Source organism: Rhodanobacter thiooxydans, assembly GCF_021545845.1.
Classification (GTDB): domain Bacteria; phylum Pseudomonadota; class Gammaproteobacteria; order Xanthomonadales; family Rhodanobacteraceae; genus Rhodanobacter.
Genome location: NZ_CP088923.1, coordinates 653,311 through 670,252, shown reverse-complemented (window position 1 = coordinate 670,252; position 16,942 = coordinate 653,311). Strand labels below are relative to the sequence as shown.

16 protein-coding genes are annotated in these 16,942 nt (G+C 68.7%); 8 read left to right on the top strand and 8 right to left on the bottom strand.

Annotated features, from left to right (window positions below; all coding sequences use genetic code 11):
- Window positions 1-245 precede the first annotated feature (245 nt).
- Together LRK53_RS02895 and LRK53_RS02890 are read left to right on the top strand one after the other, a co-directional pair.
- The gene (locus tag LRK53_RS02895; RefSeq protein WP_235642484.1) at window positions 246-1,499 is read left to right on the top strand and encodes an O-antigen ligase family protein; all 1,254 of its coding nucleotides are present in this window, start codon (window positions 246-248) and stop codon (window positions 1,497-1,499) included.
- A 5-nt stretch (window positions 1,500-1,504) separates the two neighbouring features.
- Window positions 1,505-2,506 (top strand): glycosyltransferase, encoded by a 1,002-nt coding sequence (locus LRK53_RS02890; protein ID WP_027493249.1) that lies wholly within the window; start codon window positions 1,505-1,507, stop codon window positions 2,504-2,506.
- Here LRK53_RS02890 and LRK53_RS02885 read toward each other — a convergent pair.
- From LRK53_RS02885 to LRK53_RS02875, 3 genes are read right to left on the bottom strand one after another with little or no spacing between them, the layout of a single operon-like run.
- Window positions 2,494-3,333 carry a glycosyltransferase family 2 protein gene (locus tag LRK53_RS02885; RefSeq protein WP_027493248.1) on the bottom strand — a complete coding sequence of 280 codons (840 nt, stop codon included), beginning with the start codon at window positions 3,331-3,333 and terminating at the stop codon, window positions 2,494-2,496. The genes LRK53_RS02890 and LRK53_RS02885 overlap by 13 nt on opposite strands.
- Window positions 3,334-3,343: 10 nt before the next feature.
- Window positions 3,344-4,282 carry a glycosyltransferase family 2 protein gene (locus LRK53_RS02880; protein ID WP_027493247.1) on the bottom strand — a complete coding sequence of 313 codons (939 nt, stop codon included), beginning with the start codon at window positions 4,280-4,282 and terminating at the stop codon, window positions 3,344-3,346.
- The gene (locus LRK53_RS02875) at window positions 4,279-5,229 is read right to left on the bottom strand and encodes a UDP-glucuronic acid decarboxylase family protein (RefSeq protein ID WP_027493246.1); all 951 of its coding nucleotides are present in this window, start codon (window positions 5,227-5,229) and stop codon (window positions 4,279-4,281) included. The genes LRK53_RS02880 and LRK53_RS02875 overlap by 4 nt, the downstream gene beginning before the upstream one ends.
- A gap of 172 nt (window positions 5,230-5,401) precedes the next feature.
- On the opposite strand from LRK53_RS02875, the gene LRK53_RS02870 reads away from it, so the two are divergent.
- From LRK53_RS02870 to LRK53_RS02855, 4 genes are all read left to right on the top strand, one after another.
- The gene (locus LRK53_RS02870; RefSeq protein ID WP_027493245.1) at window positions 5,402-6,217 is read left to right on the top strand and encodes a glycosyltransferase family 2 protein; all 816 of its coding nucleotides are present in this window, start codon (window positions 5,402-5,404) and stop codon (window positions 6,215-6,217) included.
- Between the two features lie 175 nt (window positions 6,218-6,392).
- Entirely contained in the window at window positions 6,393-7,424 is a 1,032-nt protein-coding gene (locus tag LRK53_RS02865; protein ID WP_027493244.1) for a CDP-glycerol glycerophosphotransferase family protein, read from the top strand.
- Window positions 7,425-7,509: 85 nt separating this feature from the next.
- On the top strand, window positions 7,510-9,249 hold the full coding sequence (locus LRK53_RS02860) for an ArnT family glycosyltransferase (RefSeq protein ID WP_027493243.1): 1,740 nt from the start codon (window positions 7,510-7,512) through the stop codon (window positions 9,247-9,249).
- Window positions 9,246-9,566: a tetratricopeptide repeat protein gene (locus tag LRK53_RS02855; RefSeq protein WP_027493242.1), complete on the top strand. Its 321-nt coding sequence runs from the start codon at window positions 9,246-9,248 to the stop codon at window positions 9,564-9,566. The genes LRK53_RS02860 and LRK53_RS02855 overlap by 4 nt, the downstream gene beginning before the upstream one ends.
- 122 nt (window positions 9,567-9,688) lie before the next feature.
- Here LRK53_RS02855 and LRK53_RS02850 read toward each other — a convergent pair whose 3' ends face one another.
- The 3 genes from LRK53_RS02850 to folB form a co-directional block, all read right to left on the bottom strand.
- Window positions 9,689-10,123: a response regulator gene (locus LRK53_RS02850; RefSeq protein ID WP_185754668.1), complete on the bottom strand. Its 435-nt coding sequence runs from the start codon at window positions 10,121-10,123 to the stop codon at window positions 9,689-9,691.
- A gap of 336 nt (window positions 10,124-10,459) precedes the next feature.
- Entirely contained in the window at window positions 10,460-10,948 is a 489-nt protein-coding gene (folK, locus tag LRK53_RS02845) for a 2-amino-4-hydroxy-6-hydroxymethyldihydropteridine diphosphokinase (protein ID WP_027491579.1), read from the bottom strand.
- A gap of 13 nt (window positions 10,949-10,961) precedes the next feature.
- Window positions 10,962-11,318, bottom strand: coding sequence for a dihydroneopterin aldolase (gene folB / locus LRK53_RS02840; protein ID WP_027491580.1), 357 nt, complete (start codon window positions 11,316-11,318; stop codon window positions 10,962-10,964).
- Between the two features lie 95 nt (window positions 11,319-11,413).
- On the opposite strand from folB, the gene dbpA reads away from it, so the two are divergent.
- Together dbpA and LRK53_RS02830 are read left to right on the top strand one after the other, a co-directional pair.
- Window positions 11,414-12,793 (top strand): ATP-dependent RNA helicase DbpA, encoded by a 1,380-nt coding sequence (dbpA, locus tag LRK53_RS02835; RefSeq protein WP_027491581.1) that lies wholly within the window; start codon window positions 11,414-11,416, stop codon window positions 12,791-12,793.
- A 27-nt stretch (window positions 12,794-12,820) separates the two neighbouring features.
- Window positions 12,821-13,597 (top strand): glutaminyl-peptide cyclotransferase, encoded by a 777-nt coding sequence (locus tag LRK53_RS02830; protein WP_027491582.1) that lies wholly within the window; start codon window positions 12,821-12,823, stop codon window positions 13,595-13,597.
- Window positions 13,598-13,609: 12 nt separating this feature from the next.
- On the opposite strand, the gene LRK53_RS02825 is transcribed toward LRK53_RS02830, so the two are convergent.
- Both LRK53_RS02825 and LRK53_RS02820 read right to left on the bottom strand, forming a co-directional pair.
- On the bottom strand, window positions 13,610-14,314 hold the full coding sequence (locus LRK53_RS02825; RefSeq protein ID WP_027491583.1) for a c-type cytochrome: 705 nt from the start codon (window positions 14,312-14,314) through the stop codon (window positions 13,610-13,612).
- Between the two features lie 11 nt (window positions 14,315-14,325).
- Window positions 14,326-16,917, bottom strand: coding sequence for an MtrB/PioB family outer membrane beta-barrel protein (locus LRK53_RS02820; protein WP_235642483.1), 2,592 nt, complete (start codon window positions 16,915-16,917; stop codon window positions 14,326-14,328).
- Window positions 16,918-16,942 lie beyond the last annotated feature (25 nt).

The window sequence follows — 16,942 nt, the reverse complement described above, 5'->3', positions numbered from 1 at the left end:
GCCTGATTCGCGTGAGCGAGTCCGGACATGTGCCGGACTCGCGACTGAAGAAAACCACAGGAAGTGGTTTTCTTCACAAGCCCTGAGCGGTGACGTACTTCGCAACTTCACGACATGCCCATGGAACGGCGCACATGGAAGATGAACCTACACGTTACGATGCAACGCGCGCATGCCGTGTCGAGGACGCTGGCCCATTAGCATTATCAGACAGGGATTACACGTTGGTTCGACAGGTTTCTCGCGTGCGCGCTCAACCCGCTTCATGGCAGCTCTGGACCGTTTCGCTGCTGCTGGCCATCATGCCGCTGTGTTTCGCCGTATCCGGGCGCTTCAAGATCCTGCCGATGACCCTGCTGTTCGTGGTCGGCGTGGTCCTGCTGGCCACGCGGGCGGAGAGCCGGCAGGCCTGGCGACTGGCCTGGCCGGTCATCGCCGTCTGCGCGCTGCGCCTGCTGTATGACATCGGCAACTTCCTGGGCCACCGGCTCGATTGGTCCACCCTCGACCTGCCGGCGCAGACCGTGCTGTTCCTGGGCATCGCGGCCGTGTTCACCCTGCCGGTGAAGCAGCGGGTGGTTGCAATCGGCTTCAGCCTGACCGCCATGCTGCTGGGCGCGGCGAGCCTGTACCAGCGCTACGCGCTGGGCGTCGACCGCCCCTACGGATTGAACGGCGGTGACTGGGCCGCCGTCGAGTTTGCGATGTACCTGCTGGTGCTGGTGCTGCTGGCGATGCTGCAGGCGTTGCGGCCAGGGACCTCGCGCGGCGAGCGCTGGCTGCACATCGCGGCCGTGGTGGTCGGCCTGTACGGCGCGGTGCTGACCCAGAGCCGCGGCCCGCTGCTGTCGTTCGCTCCGGTCTACCTCGGACTGATGCTGTGGTACGCCATGCGTTCGCGGCATTGGCGCCGGGTGCTGCTGTTGTTCGCGGTGACCGTGATCGGCATGCTGGCGGTCACCGCCACGCTGCACCGGGAGATGGTCGAGCGGCTGACCGCCGTCCCGGTCCAGATCGCCAGTTTCGGCAACGGCGGCAGCGATGGCGGCGCCACGGCCGTCGGCGAACGGCTGGAGATGTGGCGTACGGCGTGGCAGGCATTCCGCGAGCACCCGCTGGCCGGCATCGGCCTGGACCAGTTCGGCGTCCGTGTGCGCGAGCAGGTGGCCATAGGCCAGGCCAGTCCGTTGATTGCCAAGTATGTGCACCCGCACAGCGAGTACCTTGAGTCGATGGTGGCCGGCGGCCTGCCCGCACTGCTGGTGCTGCTGTTGTTCCTCGCCGTGCCGCTGGGCTTTTTCGCCCGCCACCTCGGCCACCCGCAGGAGCCGGTCGCCGCGGCGGCCGCAGCCGGCGTGATGGTGATCGGCATGTACGTCCTGTGCGCGTTCGGCGACAACGTGTTCTATCGGGCCATGCCGCAATCGCTTTATCTGTTCCTGGTGTCGGGCCTGGCCGTCAGCATCGGCCGCCTGCGCTGCAGCGTCTCGTCCCGCTGACCCCCATGGCCCGCATCAATCTGCTTGCATGGGACAACCAGCGCGGCCTCAGCCACGACATCCGGCTGCTGTCTTCGGCCCTGGTCGCGCTGGGCCACCAGGTCCAGGTGACTCGGCTCGGCCCGCACCGGCATGACGGCCGCCGCAAGGCATGGCTGGCGCATGCGCGCATGTGGTGGCAACGACTGCGCCACGCCGATCGGCATGCTAAGCCCTACGACATCAACATCGCGCTGGAGCATGTGCGCCCGGACTGGTTCGGGCTGGCCCGGCTGAACCTGCTGGTGCCGAATCCGGAATGGCTGTCGTCGCGCAGCCAGCGCTACCTGACCCGCCACGACGCGATCCTGTGCAAGACCCGCCATGCCGTCGAGCTGTTCTCCGCCCGTGGTTGCCGCGCCCTGCACATCGGCTTCCGCAGCACCGATTGCCTGCAGCCGGAGATTCCGCGGCAACCGACCTTCCTGCACCTGGCCGGCGCCAGCCGGATGAAGGGCACGCAGCGGCTGTTGGCACTGTGGCAGCGGCATCCGGAATGGCCGCGGCTGCTGGTACTGCAGTCGCCGCGCACCGCCACCCCGCTGACCGGGCCGGTGCCGGACAACATCGAGCACCGGATCGGCTACCCAAGCGACGTGCGCGAGATCCGCCGGCTGCAGAACACCCACCTGTTTCACCTGTGCCTGTCGGAGACCGAGGGCTGGGGCCACTACCTGGTCGAGGCGATGAGCTGCGGCGCGGTGGTGCTCACCTGCAACGCACCGCCGATGAACGAACTGGTCACCCCGGCACGCGGCATCCTGATCGACGCGGGTGAAACCGGGCCATTCAACCTGAGCACCCTGCACCGCTTCGACGAGGCGGCGCTGGAGGCCGCCATCGAACGCCTGCTGGCGATGAGTGAAGCCGAACGCGCGGCGCTGGGCGCACAGGCGCGGGCCTGGTTCGAGTCGAACGAGGCGGGCTTCGCCGCGCAGCTGGACGCCGCCTTGCGTCAGCTCGGCTGAGCCGGTTGCGCGCGCAGGTCGGGCGGCGCATCGGCGAACTCGGCCAGATGCTGCTCGACGCCGCGCTCGCAACGCAGCAGCCGGCGCGAGCGCGTGTCGTCCACGATGCGGTCGTTCGGGTTGCCGACCACGTGCTTGCGGGTGGGGTGGTAGAGGTGGGTGGCCAGCGCGCTGAAGCGCAGCTCGCGCCGCAGCAGCCCGGCATGGAACGCGCGCAGCGCCAGCTCGGTATCCTCGCGACCCCAGCCGGTCATCGCCTCGTTGAAGCCGTTCAGGCGCAGCAGGTCGTCACGCCAGAACGCCATGTTGCAGCTCTTGATGCCGCGTTGCTTGGTGCCGGGCCTGGCATACCAGCGCGCCAGCCATGGCAGGCGCAGGGTGTGCCGGCGCCGCTCGATGCCGCGGCTGAAGAAGCCCGGCGTGGCTGCGCCGCGCTCCAGCATGCGCGCGGTGAGCGCGGCGTCGGTCAGCACGCGCGAACCCTGCACGAAGCAGCCGCGGCGCGCGAACGCCCGATGGTCGGCGACGAAGTGGCGCTCGGCGACCATGTCGCCGTCGAGCAGGATCACGTAGTCGCCCTGCGCAGCAGCGATCGCGCGGTTGCGTGCGCGGCTCATGCGCGCGCCGTCGTCGCTCTGCCACAGGTGCACCAGGCGCACCGGGTAGTCGACGGCCAGCCGCTCGAGCAGCTGGCGGGTTTCCTCGCGCGAGCCGTCGTCGGTGACGATCACCTCGTGCGGCAGCTCGCTCTGCGCGGCCAGCGCGCGCAGCACCCGTTCCAGTGCCGCGGGCCAGTTGTAGGTGATCACGGCAACGCTGATGCGCATGGCAACCCGCTCAGTCCGTCGCCGGCCGCGCGGCCGCCCGAGACCGGCGTCGCTTGAGTGTCGACCACAGGATCGACGCGGCATGCTGCTGGTTGCGCAGCCACGAGCCGTGGCGCAGGCGCGCCAGCTTCGCGTAGTGCCGGGCCTCGCGCCAGGAGGGATCCGGCTTGGTGCGGAACTCGTGCTTGACGCTTTCCAGGCAACGCTCGTCCAGACCGATGCTGCGGGCGTAGATCCCGATCAGGCAGCGCGAGCGGAACCGGTTGAGGTAGGTCGTGGCCGGCGTCTGCCGGCCCCACCAGCCGTTGTTGCCATGGATGCGGTAATGCACCGCGCCGGTGCGCAGGTAGTACTTGTGCGCACCCAGCACGCTGGCGCCGAACACCAGGCAGTTGTCGGCGGACAGCCGCCAGGTCTGGCCCAGCTCCGCCGGCAGCTCCAGCGTGCGGCGCGCCCACAGCGCACGCATCGACAACGCCGAGGTGGGGGCGCCGTACCAGTGCATCAGCAAGTAAGTGCTGATCGCCGTGAAGCCGAGGTCGCGCGACTGCGCGGCGTAGCCCATCCAGCGCTGCTCGTCGCCGAACAGCTGCATGTCGGAGAACACGAAATCGACGTCGCGGCGGCTGTCGTAGAGCTCGCCGAGGCGCGCCAGGTAATCCGGCTCCCAGCGATCGTCGGCGTCGAGGAAGCAGATCACGTCCGCGCGGGCATGCGCCACGCCGCGCTGGAACGCCACCAGCTGGCCGCCGTTCTCGCCGCAGACCAGGGTGACCCGCGGATCGTGGCCGTAGCGCTCGCGCAGGTGGGCCGGCGTGCCGTCGGTGGAACCGTCGTCGACCACGATCACCTGCATCGGCGCGCGGCTCTGCGCCAGCGCGCTGTCGACCGCGGTGCCGACGAACGCACGGTAGTTGTAGCTGGTCACGACGACCGCGAAGCTGGTCATGCCGAAGCACCGTCCTGCAGCAGGCGGCGGAAATAGCCGATGGTTTCCTTCAGGCCATCCTCCAGCGCCACCGTCGGCTGCCAGCCGAGCTGCCCGCGCGCCACGCCGATGTCGGGCTGGCGCTGGCGCGGGTCGTCCGACGGCAACGGCCGGTACGCCAGTTTCGAGCGGCCGCCGACCAGGGCCAGCACCTTCTCGGCCAGCTCCAGCATGGTGTGCTCGACCGGGTTGCCGATGTTCACCGGGCCGGTGAAGCCGCGTTCGGATTCCATCATGCGCACGATCGCCTCGATCAGGTCGTCGACGTAGCAGAAGCTGCGCGTCTGGCTGCCGTCGCCGTAGATGGTGATGTCCTCGCCGCGCAGCGCCTGCATGATGAAGTTGCTCACCACACGGCCGTCGTTGGGGTGCATGCGCGGGCCGTAGGTATTGAAGATGCGCACCACCTTGATGTCCAGCGCGTGCTGGCGGTGGTAGTCGAAGAACAGCGTCTCGGCGCAGCGCTTGCCCTCGTCGTAGCAGCTGCGGATGCCGATCGGATTGACCTTGCCCCAGTAGCCCTCGACCTGCGGATGCACTTCCGGATCGCCGTAAACCTCGCTGGTGGAAGCCTGCAGGATGCGCGCCTTCACCCGCTTGGCCAGGCCCAGCATGTTGATCGCGCCGTGCACGCTGGTCTTGGTGGTTTGCACCGGGTCGTGCTGGTAGTGCACCGGCGAGGCCGGGCAAGCCAGGTTGAAGATGCGCTCCACTTCCACGTACAGCGGGAAGGTCACGTCGTGGCGCATCAGCTCGAAGTACGGGTGACTGAGCAGGTGCGCGACGTTGCGCTTGCTGCCGGTGAAGAAGTTGTCCACGCACAGCACGTCGTGGCCGTCGTGGAGCAGACGATCGCACAGGTGCGAACCGAGGAAGCCGGCACCGCCGGTGACGAGGATCCGTTTCATGCGCTGCCGTTGGCTACCGTTGCGAGAAGAGGAAGGTGACGCCGGATCCGCGGTCGATCGGCGCATAGTGTCATGGATTCCCGCACAAGGATGCGACCGGCTTGGCCCGGTGCACAACCCGTTCATGCCTCCGGCGCGCAGGCACAATCCCGGCTTCGGCTAGAATCCGCCCATGCCCACGTTCCCGCTGACCCTCGCCGTCATCACCCGCAACGAGGCCGGCAGCATCGCGCGCTGCCTGGACAGCGTGCCGTTCGCGGCCGAGAAGCTGGTGGTCGACTCCGGCAGCGACGACGACACGGTGGCGATCGCGCAGGCGCATGGCGCGCGCGTGGTACACCAGGACTGGCTGGGTTTTGGCGCGCAGCGCAACTTTGCCAGCACGCAGTGCACGCACGACTGGATCCTGGTGCTGGACGCCGACGAATACCTCAGCCCGGCACTCGCCGCCGAGCTGGAACGCCGCTTGCCCGCGCTGATGGCCGGCGATGCGCCGGCGGCGTACCTGCGCCGACGCACGATCTACATGGGCCGGCCGATGCGCTGGTATCGGCCGAACGTGGGCGAGCAGCTGGCGCGGCTGTACCACCGCGACCGCGCGCGCTGGAGCGACGTGCGGGTGCACGAATCGCTGCGTTTCGAGGGCCGCGCGCCCACCTTCGACGCGCCGTTCGACCACGCCAACAACCCCACCCTGGCGCACAAGCAGCTCAAGGTGCTGCGCTACGCCGAACTGAAGTGCCGCGACTGGCTGGACCGGCGCAAGCCGGTGCGGATGTGGCAGGCGCCGTTCGTCTACGCGCTGGCCTTCCTCAAGGACTACCTGTTCCGGCTGGCCTGCCTGGACGGCTGGCGCGGCTTCCTGATCGCGCAGACCGCCGCCAGCTACGCGCTGTACAAGCGCATGCGCTACTACGAAATGGTCAACAACCCCAAATCGGTCGCGGACGCGACCGATTTATTGAACAAGCATCACCTGGATCGCTGAAGCACGGGTTCGCGACGGCGCACGCTCAAGCGAACCCGCCCGGCACCTTCGCCTCCTCTTCCTCCGGGAGAGGATTGTGACCGCAGGAAATCCCCCTGTGGGAAGGTGCGGGTGCGGGGCCTGCCATAACCTGCATTCTGTAACTCTTGCAATTCACACCGCTTCCGACTCGCCCATGTCTTTCAGAAAACACTACCTGCTCTACGGCTCCGAACGCTACGCGCTGGCCATCCTGCGCCCGCTGCAGGAAGCCATCCGCGCCCGCGGCGACGAGGCGGCCTGGTTCTTCGACGGCCCCGGCGCAGAGGACCTGGTCGCGGGCGAACGCCTGCTGAGCGTGGCCGAGGTACGCGCGTGGCAACCGCTCGCAGTGATCACCTCGTCCAACGCCGTGCCGCATTTCTTTCCCGGCGTGAAGGTGGAGACCTTCCACGGCTTCGACGCCGGCAAGCCACGCCATATCTACGTGCGCGGCTTCTTCGACCTGTACTGCACCACCGGCCCGCGCGACACCGCGCAGTTCCAGGCCATCGCGGACAAGGTCGGTCACTTCAGCGTGATCGAGACCGGCTTCCCCAAGCTCGACCCGTTCATGCAGGAGATCAGCGGCCCGCTGCCGCCGGTGCGCACGCCGCCGGTGATCCTGTACCACTCCACCTTCTCGCCCTCGTGGAGCGCGGCCGAGACGCTGTACGAGGAAGTGAAGCGGCTGTCGCGCGACGGCCGCTGGCGCTGGATCGTCACTTTCCACCCGAAGATGAACCCGGAGACCACGGCGAAGTTCAAGGCGCTGCAGAACGAGTACCTCACCTTCGCCGAGAACGACAACATCCTGGAGCTGTTCCCGCAGGTCGACATGATGTGCTCGGACACCTCCTCCGCACTCAACGAGTTCCTGCTCACCGGCAAGCCGGTGGTCACTTTCGACAACCGCCGGCCCGGCCCGCAGCTGATCGATATCCACGAGGCGAAGGACTTCGAGCCGGCGATCGAGCGCGCGCTGAGCCGCCCGCCGGAATTGATGGCAGCGATCCGCGCGTACGCCGACGCGATCCACCCCTACCGCGACGGCCACTCCAGCGAGCGCGTGCTGCAGGCGATCGACACCTTCATCGCCCGCGGCGCGCGGAATCGCCGGCGCAAGCCGCTGAACCTGTGGCGCAAGCTGAAGATCCGCCGGCGCATCGGCTACTGGGGGCCGGCCTGAACCGCCGGCCCCGCGCCGCTGGACTTGCCGTCGCCCCGCGCGGTCTAGAATCCGTCTTCCGCCCGCCATGAGCCTGCCCGTGTCCATGAGCCCTCCCTACAACCGTTCCGAACAACTGCGTGCGGTCTGGCCCTGGCTGCCGCTGTGGGCGGTGGTGGCGCTGCTGGCGATCTTCTCGCACGGGCCGATGCCGCTGTATTCCACCCGCACCCTGGCGGTGGCGTGGGAGATGTGGAACCAGGGCCACTGGCTGGTGCCGCACATCAACGGCCTGCCGTACAGCGAGAAGGCGCCGTTGCTGTTCTGGCTGATCCACGCCGGCTGGTTCGCCTTCGGCGTCAATGACGTCTGGCCGCGCGTGCTGGAGGTGCTGGTCGGCGGCACGCAACTGGTGCTGGTCTCACTGCTGGCCCGGCGGTTGTTCCCGCAGCGGCCGTGGATGGCCAAGGCGGCGCCGTGGATGCTGCTGGCGTTCGGCTACGCGTTCCTGTTCGGCCTGCAGATCATGTATGACGTACTGCTGGCGGTGTGGACGCTGGCTGCGCTGCTGTGCCTGACGCCGAAGGCGCAACGCAGCGAGCCGCGCTGGTTGTTGTTCGGCCTGTGTGTAGGTTTCGGGCTGCTGACCAAGGGCCCGGTGATGCTGCTGCACGTGGTCTTCCCCTGGCTGCTCGGTCCGCTGTGGAACGACTGGGCCGGCCAGCATCGCGCGCGCTGGTACGGCCGCGGCTTGCTGGCGCTGCTGCTCGGCGGCGCGATGCTGCTGGCCTGGGCGCTGCCGGCTGGCTACTCCGGCGGCGGGGCGTACCGGCAGCGGCTGTTCTTCACCCAGACCGCCGGCCGCGTGGTCGACAAGCTGGCCCAGGGCAAGGACCTGCAGAACCACGCCGAACCGATCTGGTTCTATCTGCTGTGGCTGCCGGTGATGCTGTTCCCGTTCAGCGGCTGGCCGCGCGCCTGGCTGGCGGTGACCGCGCTGCGCCGGCCGCTGGAAGCGGGTCTGCGCTTCGCGCTGTGCTGGCTGCTGCCCACCTTCCTCATGCTGTCGCTGATCAGCGGCAAGCAGTTGTACTACCCGCTGCCGGAACTCGGCGGCATCACCCTGCTGCTGGCCGGTGCGATCGCCGTGCTGCGCGAGCGCCGGCCGAACCTGGCCTACAACGGCTGGCTCGGCACCTGGCCGCTGGGCGTGGGCGGCATCGCGTTTGCCGTGGCGCTGTTCCTGCTGCCGCTGCTGGTGGCGGGCAATCACCTGCATGGCGAGTGGGCCGACGCGGCGGCGCCGTACAGCCGCTACTTCAGCGTGGTGTTCCTGCTGCTGGGCGCACTGCTGCTGCTGCGCGGCCGCGGCGAGCTGCGCCGCCTGGCGGTGGCCGGGCTGATCGGCGTGCTGGCGCTCAACACGCTGTTCACGCTGACCCTGTGGCCGCGCTACGACCTGCGCCCCGCCGCGCGCCTGCTCGGCGCCGCCGACCAGGCCAACCAGGCGATCGCCTTCCTCGGCAATTACGAGGGCCAGTTCCATTTCGAGGGCCGGCTGACCCGGCCGATCACGGAACTACTGGGCAACCCGGTGGTGCAGAACCAGGCCGTGCAGGACTTCGCCCGCGCCCATCCCAACGGCCTGATCGTGCTGCACGTACACAGACCGGATGCGAACGACCTGCGCTACGCGCTGCTGGCGCAGCCATTCCGTTCGTCGTGGCTGGTGGTCTGGCCGGCCACCTCGCTGGCCGACCTGCGCGCCGGGCTGATCCCGCCGGAACCGGCCCAGCCGACCCGGATCTACCCGGCCGACGACTGGCGCTACCGCGTGCAGCCATGAGCGCGAACCTGATCGCCAACCTGCGCCAGCAATGCGGCGGCCCGCGCGACGGTGCGCTGCTGCGCTTCTCGCTGGGCAACGCGCTGCTGGCCGAAGGCGACGCCGGCGCGGCGGCCGACGAACTGCGCCGCGCGCTCGACTTCGACCCGACCTATTCGGCGGCGTGGAAACTGTTCGGCAAGGCCTGCCTGGCCCACGGCGACGCCGCGGCGGCCGCCGATGCCTGGCGCCGTGGCATCGCCGCGGCGGCCGCGCGCGGCGACAAGCAGGCCGAGAAGGAAATGGGCGTGTTCCTGCGGCGGCTGGAAAAGCCGTAGGCATCCGCGCCGGACCAAACACGGGCGATCCGCGGGAGCGCTGACGCCAATGCAGCCGTCATGGCGGTGTGGTCAGGTCCCGCCTTTTCACGATGTGCGGCGATTCGCGCATGAGCTTATGGTCAGCAGCTTGAGGCAGATGGCGAGAGGTTGAGTGCGCAACCGGCGCGCGTCGCACGCAAGATCCGCACTTCCGGCCCCAGGTCGTTGACGATCGGCACCTCGGCGGAGACCTGGCGCCGATCGCGGCGGATCAGCACCGACAGGCGGGCCAGCAGCTCCCTCGCCGCGAAGGGTCTTGCCAGGCAGTCGTCGGCGCCGATCCACAGGCCATCGATCCTGTCGTCGGTCGAGCCGCGCACACTCAGCATCAGCACGGGCGTGACTATCCCGGCGTCCTTGCGCAGCTTGCGGCACAGCTCCACGCCGGCCAACCCAGGCAGCAGCATGTCGAGCACGATGGCACCGTAGTCGCCGACCATGGCCAGGTGCGACCCCGCACTCCCTCGCAGGCCCGATCGGCATGCAGCGACCATGAGTTCGCCTTCGATGTTCATGAAGCCGCCGCTCGCGCTGGCCGCACTGAGAGGTTGTGATTTTTTCAACCTCTCAGGCCGGCCACGGCGAGGGCATGGCGAGGGCATGGATGCCCGAGTTGAGGCAACGCAGGAGCAGTTGCCCGATGCCCGAGTTGAGGCAACGCAGGGAGCGGTTGCCCGAGGGCCGGACATGAAACAGTCACGCCAGTGACTGTTTCATGTGAGCGAGTCCGGGCGTGTACCGGACTCGCGACTGAAGAAAACCACAGGATGTGGTTTTCTTCACAAGCTCTGACCGGAGCCGGTCCGCCGAGCGCTGCCGCGAGCGGCGAAAGCGCGCAAAGCGCACCCGGTTCAGTCCGCCAGCGACTCGACCTGCAGCGGCTCGCTGGCGGCGGGAAACGCCGCCCACAGCTCGGCCATGCTGCGCCCGCTCTGCGGGTGCCGGAACGCCGGCGCGATGTCCGCGATCGGGCGCAGCACGAACGCATGTCGCAATTCCTTGCGCGGCACCTGCAGGTGGCCGGGGCCGTCGAGCACCAGCGCGCCGTAGAACACGATGTCGACGTCCAGCGTGCGGTCCGCATAGCGCGGCACGTCGCGACGGCGACCGTGGCGGTCTTCCAGCGCGTGCAGCCAGTCGTTCAGCACTTCGGGCGGAAGGTCGGTATCCAGTCCCACCGCCAGGTTGACGAAATCCGCCCCGTCGAAGCCCACCGACTTGCTGCGATACGCCGGCGACACCGCGAGCTCGCCGAAGCGCGCGCGCAACTCGGCGATCGCCGCGGGCAGATAGCGGCGCGGTTCGAGGTTGGAGCCCAGGCTGAGGTAGACGCGCACCATCATTGACGAGGCTCTAACGCCGCGTGCCGCGCTCGATGCACACGCCGACCGCCTTCGCACCGCGCACCGCACCCGGCTTGGACAGCTTCAGGCGCACCCAGGCCACGCCAAACTCCTCGCGGATGATCGCCGTGCAGCGCTCGGCCAGCGTCTCGACCAGGCCGAAGCTGGAGGCTTCCACGTAGCCGATCAGGCGCTTGGACACGTCCTTGTAGTTCAGCGTCAGCGCGATGTCGTCGCTGGCCGCCGGCACGGTATTGTCGAATGCCATCTCGATGTCGAACGACAGCGTCTGCCGCACCCGGCGTTCCCATTCATAGACGCCGATGACGGCGTCGATGCGCAGGTCTTCGATGAAAACGGTATCCATGGCGGCGATTCGTGGGGCGACGGTCGTACAGGGTCCGCGAGCCGGCGGCCGGATGCAAGCCCGTGGCGCGACGGCCGCCATGCGATCATGTGCGGATGCCCACGTTCAGCACGCTCCCGCTCAAACCCGCCCTGCTCGCCAGTGTCGACACGCTCGGCTACGCCGAGATGACCCCGGTGCAGGCGCAAAGCCTGCCGCCGATGCTGCAAGGCCGCGACGTGATCGCGCAGGCGCAGACCGGCAGCGGCAAGACCGCCGCGTTCGGGCTGAGCCTGCTGCAGGCGCTGGATGCGGACACGATCCGGCTGCAGGCGCTGGTGCTGTGCCCCACCCGCGAACTGGCCGACCAGGTCAGCAAGGCGATCCGCAAGCTGGCCGCGAACATCCCCAACGTGAAGCTCTTGACCCTGTGCGGCGGCATGCCGTTGGGGCCGCAGCTGGCCTCGCTCAGCCACGATCCGCACATCGTGGTGGGCACGCCCGGCCGCGTGCAGGAACACCTGAAGCGCGGCAGCCTGCACGGCGGCGGCATCAAGGTGCTGGTGCTGGACGAGGCCGACCGCATGCTCGACATGGGCTTCAGCGAGGCGATCGACGACATCATCGGGCGCATCGCCAAGCACCACCAGACCCTGCTGTTCTCCGCCACGTATCCGGACGAGATCCGCGCGGCGAGCCAGCGCGTGCAGAAGGACCCGGTGGTGGTCACGGTGGAAGCGCCGGCCGCGCGAAGATCAGCGATCGAGCAGCAGTTCATCGAAGTGGAGCCCGCACAGAAGCTCGACGCCTTGGCGCAACTGCTCGCCGGCGAGCGCGGGCAGCACGCGCTGGTGTTCTGCAACATGCGCCGCGACGTCGACGCGGTGGCGCAGGAACTGGACCGCCGCGGCTACTCCGCGCTGGCCTTGCATGGCGACATGGAGCAGCGTGATCGCGACGAGGTGCTGGTGCGCTTCGCCAACCGCAGCTGCAACGTGCTGGTGGCCACCGACGTGGCCGCGCGCGGACTGGACATCGCCGCGCTGCCGCTGGTGCTGAGCTACGACGTGGCGCATGACCCGGACACGCATACCCACCGCATCGGCCGCACCGGCCGCGCCGGCGAAACGGGCCTGGCGATCACGCTGTGCACGCCGCGCGAGCGGCCGAAGGCGGCGAACATCGAGGAAGCGCAGGGCGTGCCGCTGCCATGGCGCACGCTGAAGCTCGCGCCGCCGCGCGGCAAGACCCTGCACCTGGCGCCGATGAAGACGCTGGTGATCGACGCCGGCCGGCAGGACAAGCTGCGCCCCGGCGACATCCTCGGCGCGCTCACCGGCGACGCCGGGCTGGAGGCGAAGGACATCGGCAAGATCGACGTGTTCGCCACCCGTGCCTACGTGGCGATCAGCCGTGCACTGGCGAACAAGGCGCTGGAGCGCCTGCGCGCCGGGCGGATCAAGGGCCGCAACTTCCGCGTGCGTCCGCTAGGCTAGGCACCCCGCCTTCTGGAAGCCGACCCGATGCCGCGCTGGCCCCGCCGCCTCCTCGCCCTCGCCCTGCTCGCCGGCAGCGCCGCCGCGCAGGCCGCCATCCCGGTCTACGGCTACAAGGTGGTGCGTGCCTACCCGCACGATACCGGCGCCTACACCGAAGGCCTGTTCTACAAGAACGGCTACCTCTACGAGAGCACCGGCCAGGTCGGCCAGTCGAGCGTGCGCAAGGTGGCGCTGGAAACCGGCGAAGTGGTGCAGCGCCATCGCCTGCCGAAGCAGTATTTCGGCGAGGGCATCGTCGACTGGAAGGATCGCCTGGTGCAGCTCACCTGGCAAAGCGGCACCGGCTTCGTCTACGAGCTGGCCAGCCTCACGCCGCAACGCGGCTTCCGCTACGAGGGCGAGGGCTGGGCGCTGACCCGCGACGGCACGCACCTGTACATGAGCGACGGCACGCCGGTGCTGCGCGTGCTGGATCCGGAGACGCTCGAGGTGGTGCGCCGCATCCACGTCACCGCCGACGGTGAGCCGGTGCGCAACCTCAACGAACTGGAATGGGTGGACGGCGAGATCTACGCGAACGTGTGGCTGACCGACCGCATCGCGCGGATCGACCCAGCCAGCGGGCAGGTGACGGGCTGGATCGACCTCACCGGCCTGTTCGACATCAGCCGGCTGCCGGACCCCGGCGACGACGTGCTCAACGGCATCGCCTGGGACGCGGCGCGCAAACGCCTGTTCGTCACCGGCAAGTGCTGGCCGCAGCTGTTCGAGATCAAGCTGGTGAAGCGGCCGGCGCGCTGAGCCCCGCCGACATCACAACGCTTCAAGGTAGACCGACAGCGCCTGCACGTCCTCGTCGTCGAGCATGGCGGCCGCGTCCTGCATCACCTTTGCGTTGCTGGTGCCGGCACGCGCGCCGGTCTTGAAGTCGTGCAGCTCATGGGCCAGATATTGGCCGGACTGGCCCCGCAGGCGAGGGAAGGCCGCCCACGGCGGTTGCGGCGCGCTGCTGGCATGCGGCCGCGGACCGGCCCCGTCCGGGCCGTGGCAGCCCTGGCAGGGCGGAATGCCCTTGGCCGGATCGCCGGCCAGGTACAGTTGCGCGCCGCGCGACGCGGCATCGGTCCGGCCGGCCGGCCTCGGCGCCATCGCGGCGTAGTAGCTGGCCAGGTCGCGCGCATCGGCGTCGCTCAGTGTCGCAGACTGGCCGTTCATCACCGTGCCGATGCGCTGGCCTTCGTGGAACTCCTTCATCTGCACGTACAGATAGGTGGCCGACTGCCCGGCCAGGTTCGGGAAGTTCGGCGCGATCGACAGGCCGCGTGCGCCATGGCAGGCCACGCATACCGTGGCCTTGCTGGCGCCGGCGGCGGCATCGCCACTGACTGGCTGCAGGCGGCGCAGGTCAACGACCTTGGTCGGTGGGATGTGGGTGTGGGGTGGCTCGCTGGCCCCGGCGCCCGCGACGAGGCCCGCGCCGAACAGGAACATGCACAGCAGGCTGGTACGAGAGGTCATCACGGCGCTCCTCACAGCTTCAGGTTCAGCATCGCGCCGACCAGGCTGACGCTGTAGTGCAGCTGACCGCCCTTGTCGATGTACAGCCGGTGGTCGTAGCTGAGTTTGTTGTCAAAGCCGGCGTAGTGCCAATCGCTGAAGGCGCCGGTCTGGTAGCGGCCGAACAGGCGCACGCCGACGTTGCGGTTGATGGTGAAGTTCAGGCCGAGGTCGAGCGTGTTGCTGCGGTACTTGTTGTCGGGGAAGCCCGCCGCCGCGGCCGCCACCGCGGCCGGCACGCGGTTGGCCAATGCGCCGATGGTGGCGTAGCTGTAGCCGACGTGGCCGAACGAGCCGTTGTAGTCGTAGCGCACGTCGGCGCGCACACGACCGAAGTCGTGGCTGAGGCTGAAGCCGCCGTTGCGGTTGCTCTCGCGGTCGAGTTCCCACCACTGGTTCGCGAACGGGTACAGCGGGCCGCCGAGGTTGGGGTTGGTCTGGCCGGGCGTACCCAGCGCCTTGCCGTTGTCGCGGCTGTCCGCGTCGCCGACGTTGGAGATGCCCAGGCGCGAGGTTTCCGCGCCGAGGTAGGCGTTCACCGTGGTGGCCGGCGTCGGCTGCCAGTCCCACTGCACGGTGGCGCCGGTGGTGCGGGTGCTCTGCCGGCCGATCAGCGCGTCGTACCGGTCGCGGTTGCCGTAGAAGGTGGCCGACAGCGTGGCCGACTCGCCCCACGGGTAGGTGATGATCGCGCGCGCCTTGCTCTCGGTGCGGTCGGACAGGTCGTACTTGCGCATATCGGCGACCGTGTACGCCGGCAGGCCGTCGACCGGCTCGACGAAACCGGGCAGCGATTCGGAGAGGAACTGCGCAAACGGATCGTAGTTGTACCTGTCGCCGTCACGCTTCGCGTATTCCCAGCTCAGCCGAACGGTGGCGCCGATCACGTCGCGGCTGACCCAGTCGAACTTGATGCGCTGGTCGTCCACGCGCTTGCGCTCGCGGTATTTCGGCCGGTTGTGGTCGAACGTGTAGACGACGCCGAGCGAGCTCTTGCGGCCGAACTGCCAGTCGCCGCCCAGCTCGAAGAGGGTGTCGGTGTAACCGAACGGGTTGTTGCGCACGGTGACGTTGATCGACCGGTACAGCGGATTGGTCGGGTCGAAGATGCCGGTCTCGCTGGGTACCACGCTGCCCATCGAGCCGTTCTCGGCGATGTAGCCGTACTGGCCGGTAAGCGGGTTGTAGGCGAGATAACGGGTCTTGTTGTCCTCGCGGTACCAGCGCAGCCCGGCGTGCCAGCCGAACGCCGCCGTGGGGTGGAAGCTGACACGGGCGTCGACGAGGCCGGTGTCGATGCGCGCGTTCGCGTTCTTGCGCGACAGTGCATCGGTGGTGTTCCAGTTGGCGCACTGGAAGGTGTAGTCCACCGGCGGCGCGATGAAGACGCCGCCCACTCCGGTACAGGTGGTGGGCGCCAGCAGCGCGTCGTCCTGGCGCATCGTGCCCCACGCACCGGCCACGGTGAACTGGCCGTTCCACTTCAGCTCGCGCGACAAATCCAGGCGCAGGTTGTGGTAGTCGTTGTCCGGCTCCAGCGAGAACTGGCCGTTCTTGATGTCGGCCACCTGCGGCGTGCCGACCACGTTCCACAGGCGGAACGGGCTCTCGTAGTTCAGGTGGTCCTTGTGGTTGCGGAAGAACGAGCCGTTGTAGGTAGCCAGGAAGCGCCACACCTTGCCCACGTTGCGCAAGCTCAGGTTGATGTCGGTGGTGCGGAAGTCGGTCGGCCGCACCGTTTCCAGCACGCCGCCGTTGTTGGGAAACGGGTAGTTGAAGAACATCGAGCCGCCCCACAGGCGGGTGCCGGTGCGCTTCTCGTTGGTGATCGAGGCCGAGCCGATCCAGTCGCGGTACAGCAAGCCCTCGTAGCCCAGCCCCGCGCGAGTGCGGGTCATCCCGATGCTGCGCCGGGGCGCGGCGGCCGACGCCGCGGCCACCTGCGCCGGCGTGCTGGCACCGGCCACCAGCGGCGCCGGCAGGGTCAGGTCGGTGCCGCCGACGCCGTTCCAGATCGGGTAGGCACTGGTCGACACGGTGTGCGGCATGTCGCGGTAGAAACCCTCCACCCGGTAGCTGCCGTAGCGGCCGGCACGCAGGCGGTAGAACTGGTCGTCGCCGCTGAGGCGGCTACCACGCAGCTCGACGTACTGGCCGGTGCGGCGGTTGTGGAAATCGAGCGCGAACAGGCCGAGCACGGCGCCACTCTTCCAGTCGGCGTACTGGCGGAAGTACTCCGCGTTGCGATCGCCGCCGACGTGCAGGTAGCCGAGCTGCAGCAGCCCGGCGTAGTTCCAGTCGTCCAGCCTCATCGGCCGGTCCTCATCGGGCAGCGGCGGGTACGGGTTCAGCGCACCGGTGGGGGTGCGCAGCATGCCGGGGTGCAGCCAGGACACGCCGTCGGGATCGGCGCTGTACAGCATCGGCGCCCAGCCGGTCGGGTCGAGCGCGCTGCCGTATTGCGTGTCGCCCACGCGCATGGTGCCGCTGGTGTCGCCGGCCATCGCGCACTGCATGCCGAACAGGCCGGCCAGCAGCCCCATCGTCAGAGTTTTCGGCGTCATGCGATTTCCTTTCTGCTCATGCATG

Bases quoted from the DNA above. Each gene is read 5' to 3' on its own strand.
- LRK53_RS02890 (WP_027493249.1), top strand. From the start codon at position 1,505: ATGGCCCGCATCAATCTGCTTGCATGGGACAACCAGCGCGGCCTCAGC.
- LRK53_RS02885 (WP_027493248.1), bottom strand. From the start codon at position 3,333: ATGCGCATCAGCGTTGCCGTGATCACCTACAACTGGCCCGCGGCACTG.
- LRK53_RS02880 (WP_027493247.1), bottom strand. From the start codon at position 4,282: ATGACCAGCTTCGCGGTCGTCGTGACCAGCTACAACTACCGTGCGTTC.
- LRK53_RS02875 (WP_027493246.1), bottom strand. From the start codon at position 5,229: ATGAAACGGATCCTCGTCACCGGCGGTGCCGGCTTCCTCGGTTCGCAC.
- LRK53_RS02870 (WP_027493245.1), top strand. From the start codon at position 5,402: ATGCCCACGTTCCCGCTGACCCTCGCCGTCATCACCCGCAACGAGGCC.
- LRK53_RS02865 (WP_027493244.1), top strand. From the start codon at position 6,393: ATGTCTTTCAGAAAACACTACCTGCTCTACGGCTCCGAACGCTACGCG.
- LRK53_RS02860 (WP_027493243.1), top strand. From the start codon at position 7,510: ATGAGCCCTCCCTACAACCGTTCCGAACAACTGCGTGCGGTCTGGCCC.
- LRK53_RS02855 (WP_027493242.1), top strand. From the start codon at position 9,246: ATGAGCGCGAACCTGATCGCCAACCTGCGCCAGCAATGCGGCGGCCCG.
- LRK53_RS02850 (WP_185754668.1), bottom strand. From the start codon at position 10,123: ATGAACATCGAAGGCGAACTCATGGTCGCTGCATGCCGATCGGGCCTG.
- folK (WP_027491579.1), bottom strand. From the start codon at position 10,948: ATGGTGCGCGTCTACCTCAGCCTGGGCTCCAACCTCGAACCGCGCCGC.
- folB (WP_027491580.1), bottom strand. From the start codon at position 11,318: ATGGATACCGTTTTCATCGAAGACCTGCGCATCGACGCCGTCATCGGC.
- dbpA (WP_027491581.1), top strand. From the start codon at position 11,414: ATGCCCACGTTCAGCACGCTCCCGCTCAAACCCGCCCTGCTCGCCAGT.
- LRK53_RS02830 (WP_027491582.1), top strand. From the start codon at position 12,821: ATGCCGCGCTGGCCCCGCCGCCTCCTCGCCCTCGCCCTGCTCGCCGGC.
- LRK53_RS02825 (WP_027491583.1), bottom strand. From the start codon at position 14,314: ATGACCTCTCGTACCAGCCTGCTGTGCATGTTCCTGTTCGGCGCGGGC.
- LRK53_RS02820 (WP_235642483.1), bottom strand. From the start codon at position 16,917: ATGACGCCGAAAACTCTGACGATGGGGCTGCTGGCCGGCCTGTTCGGC.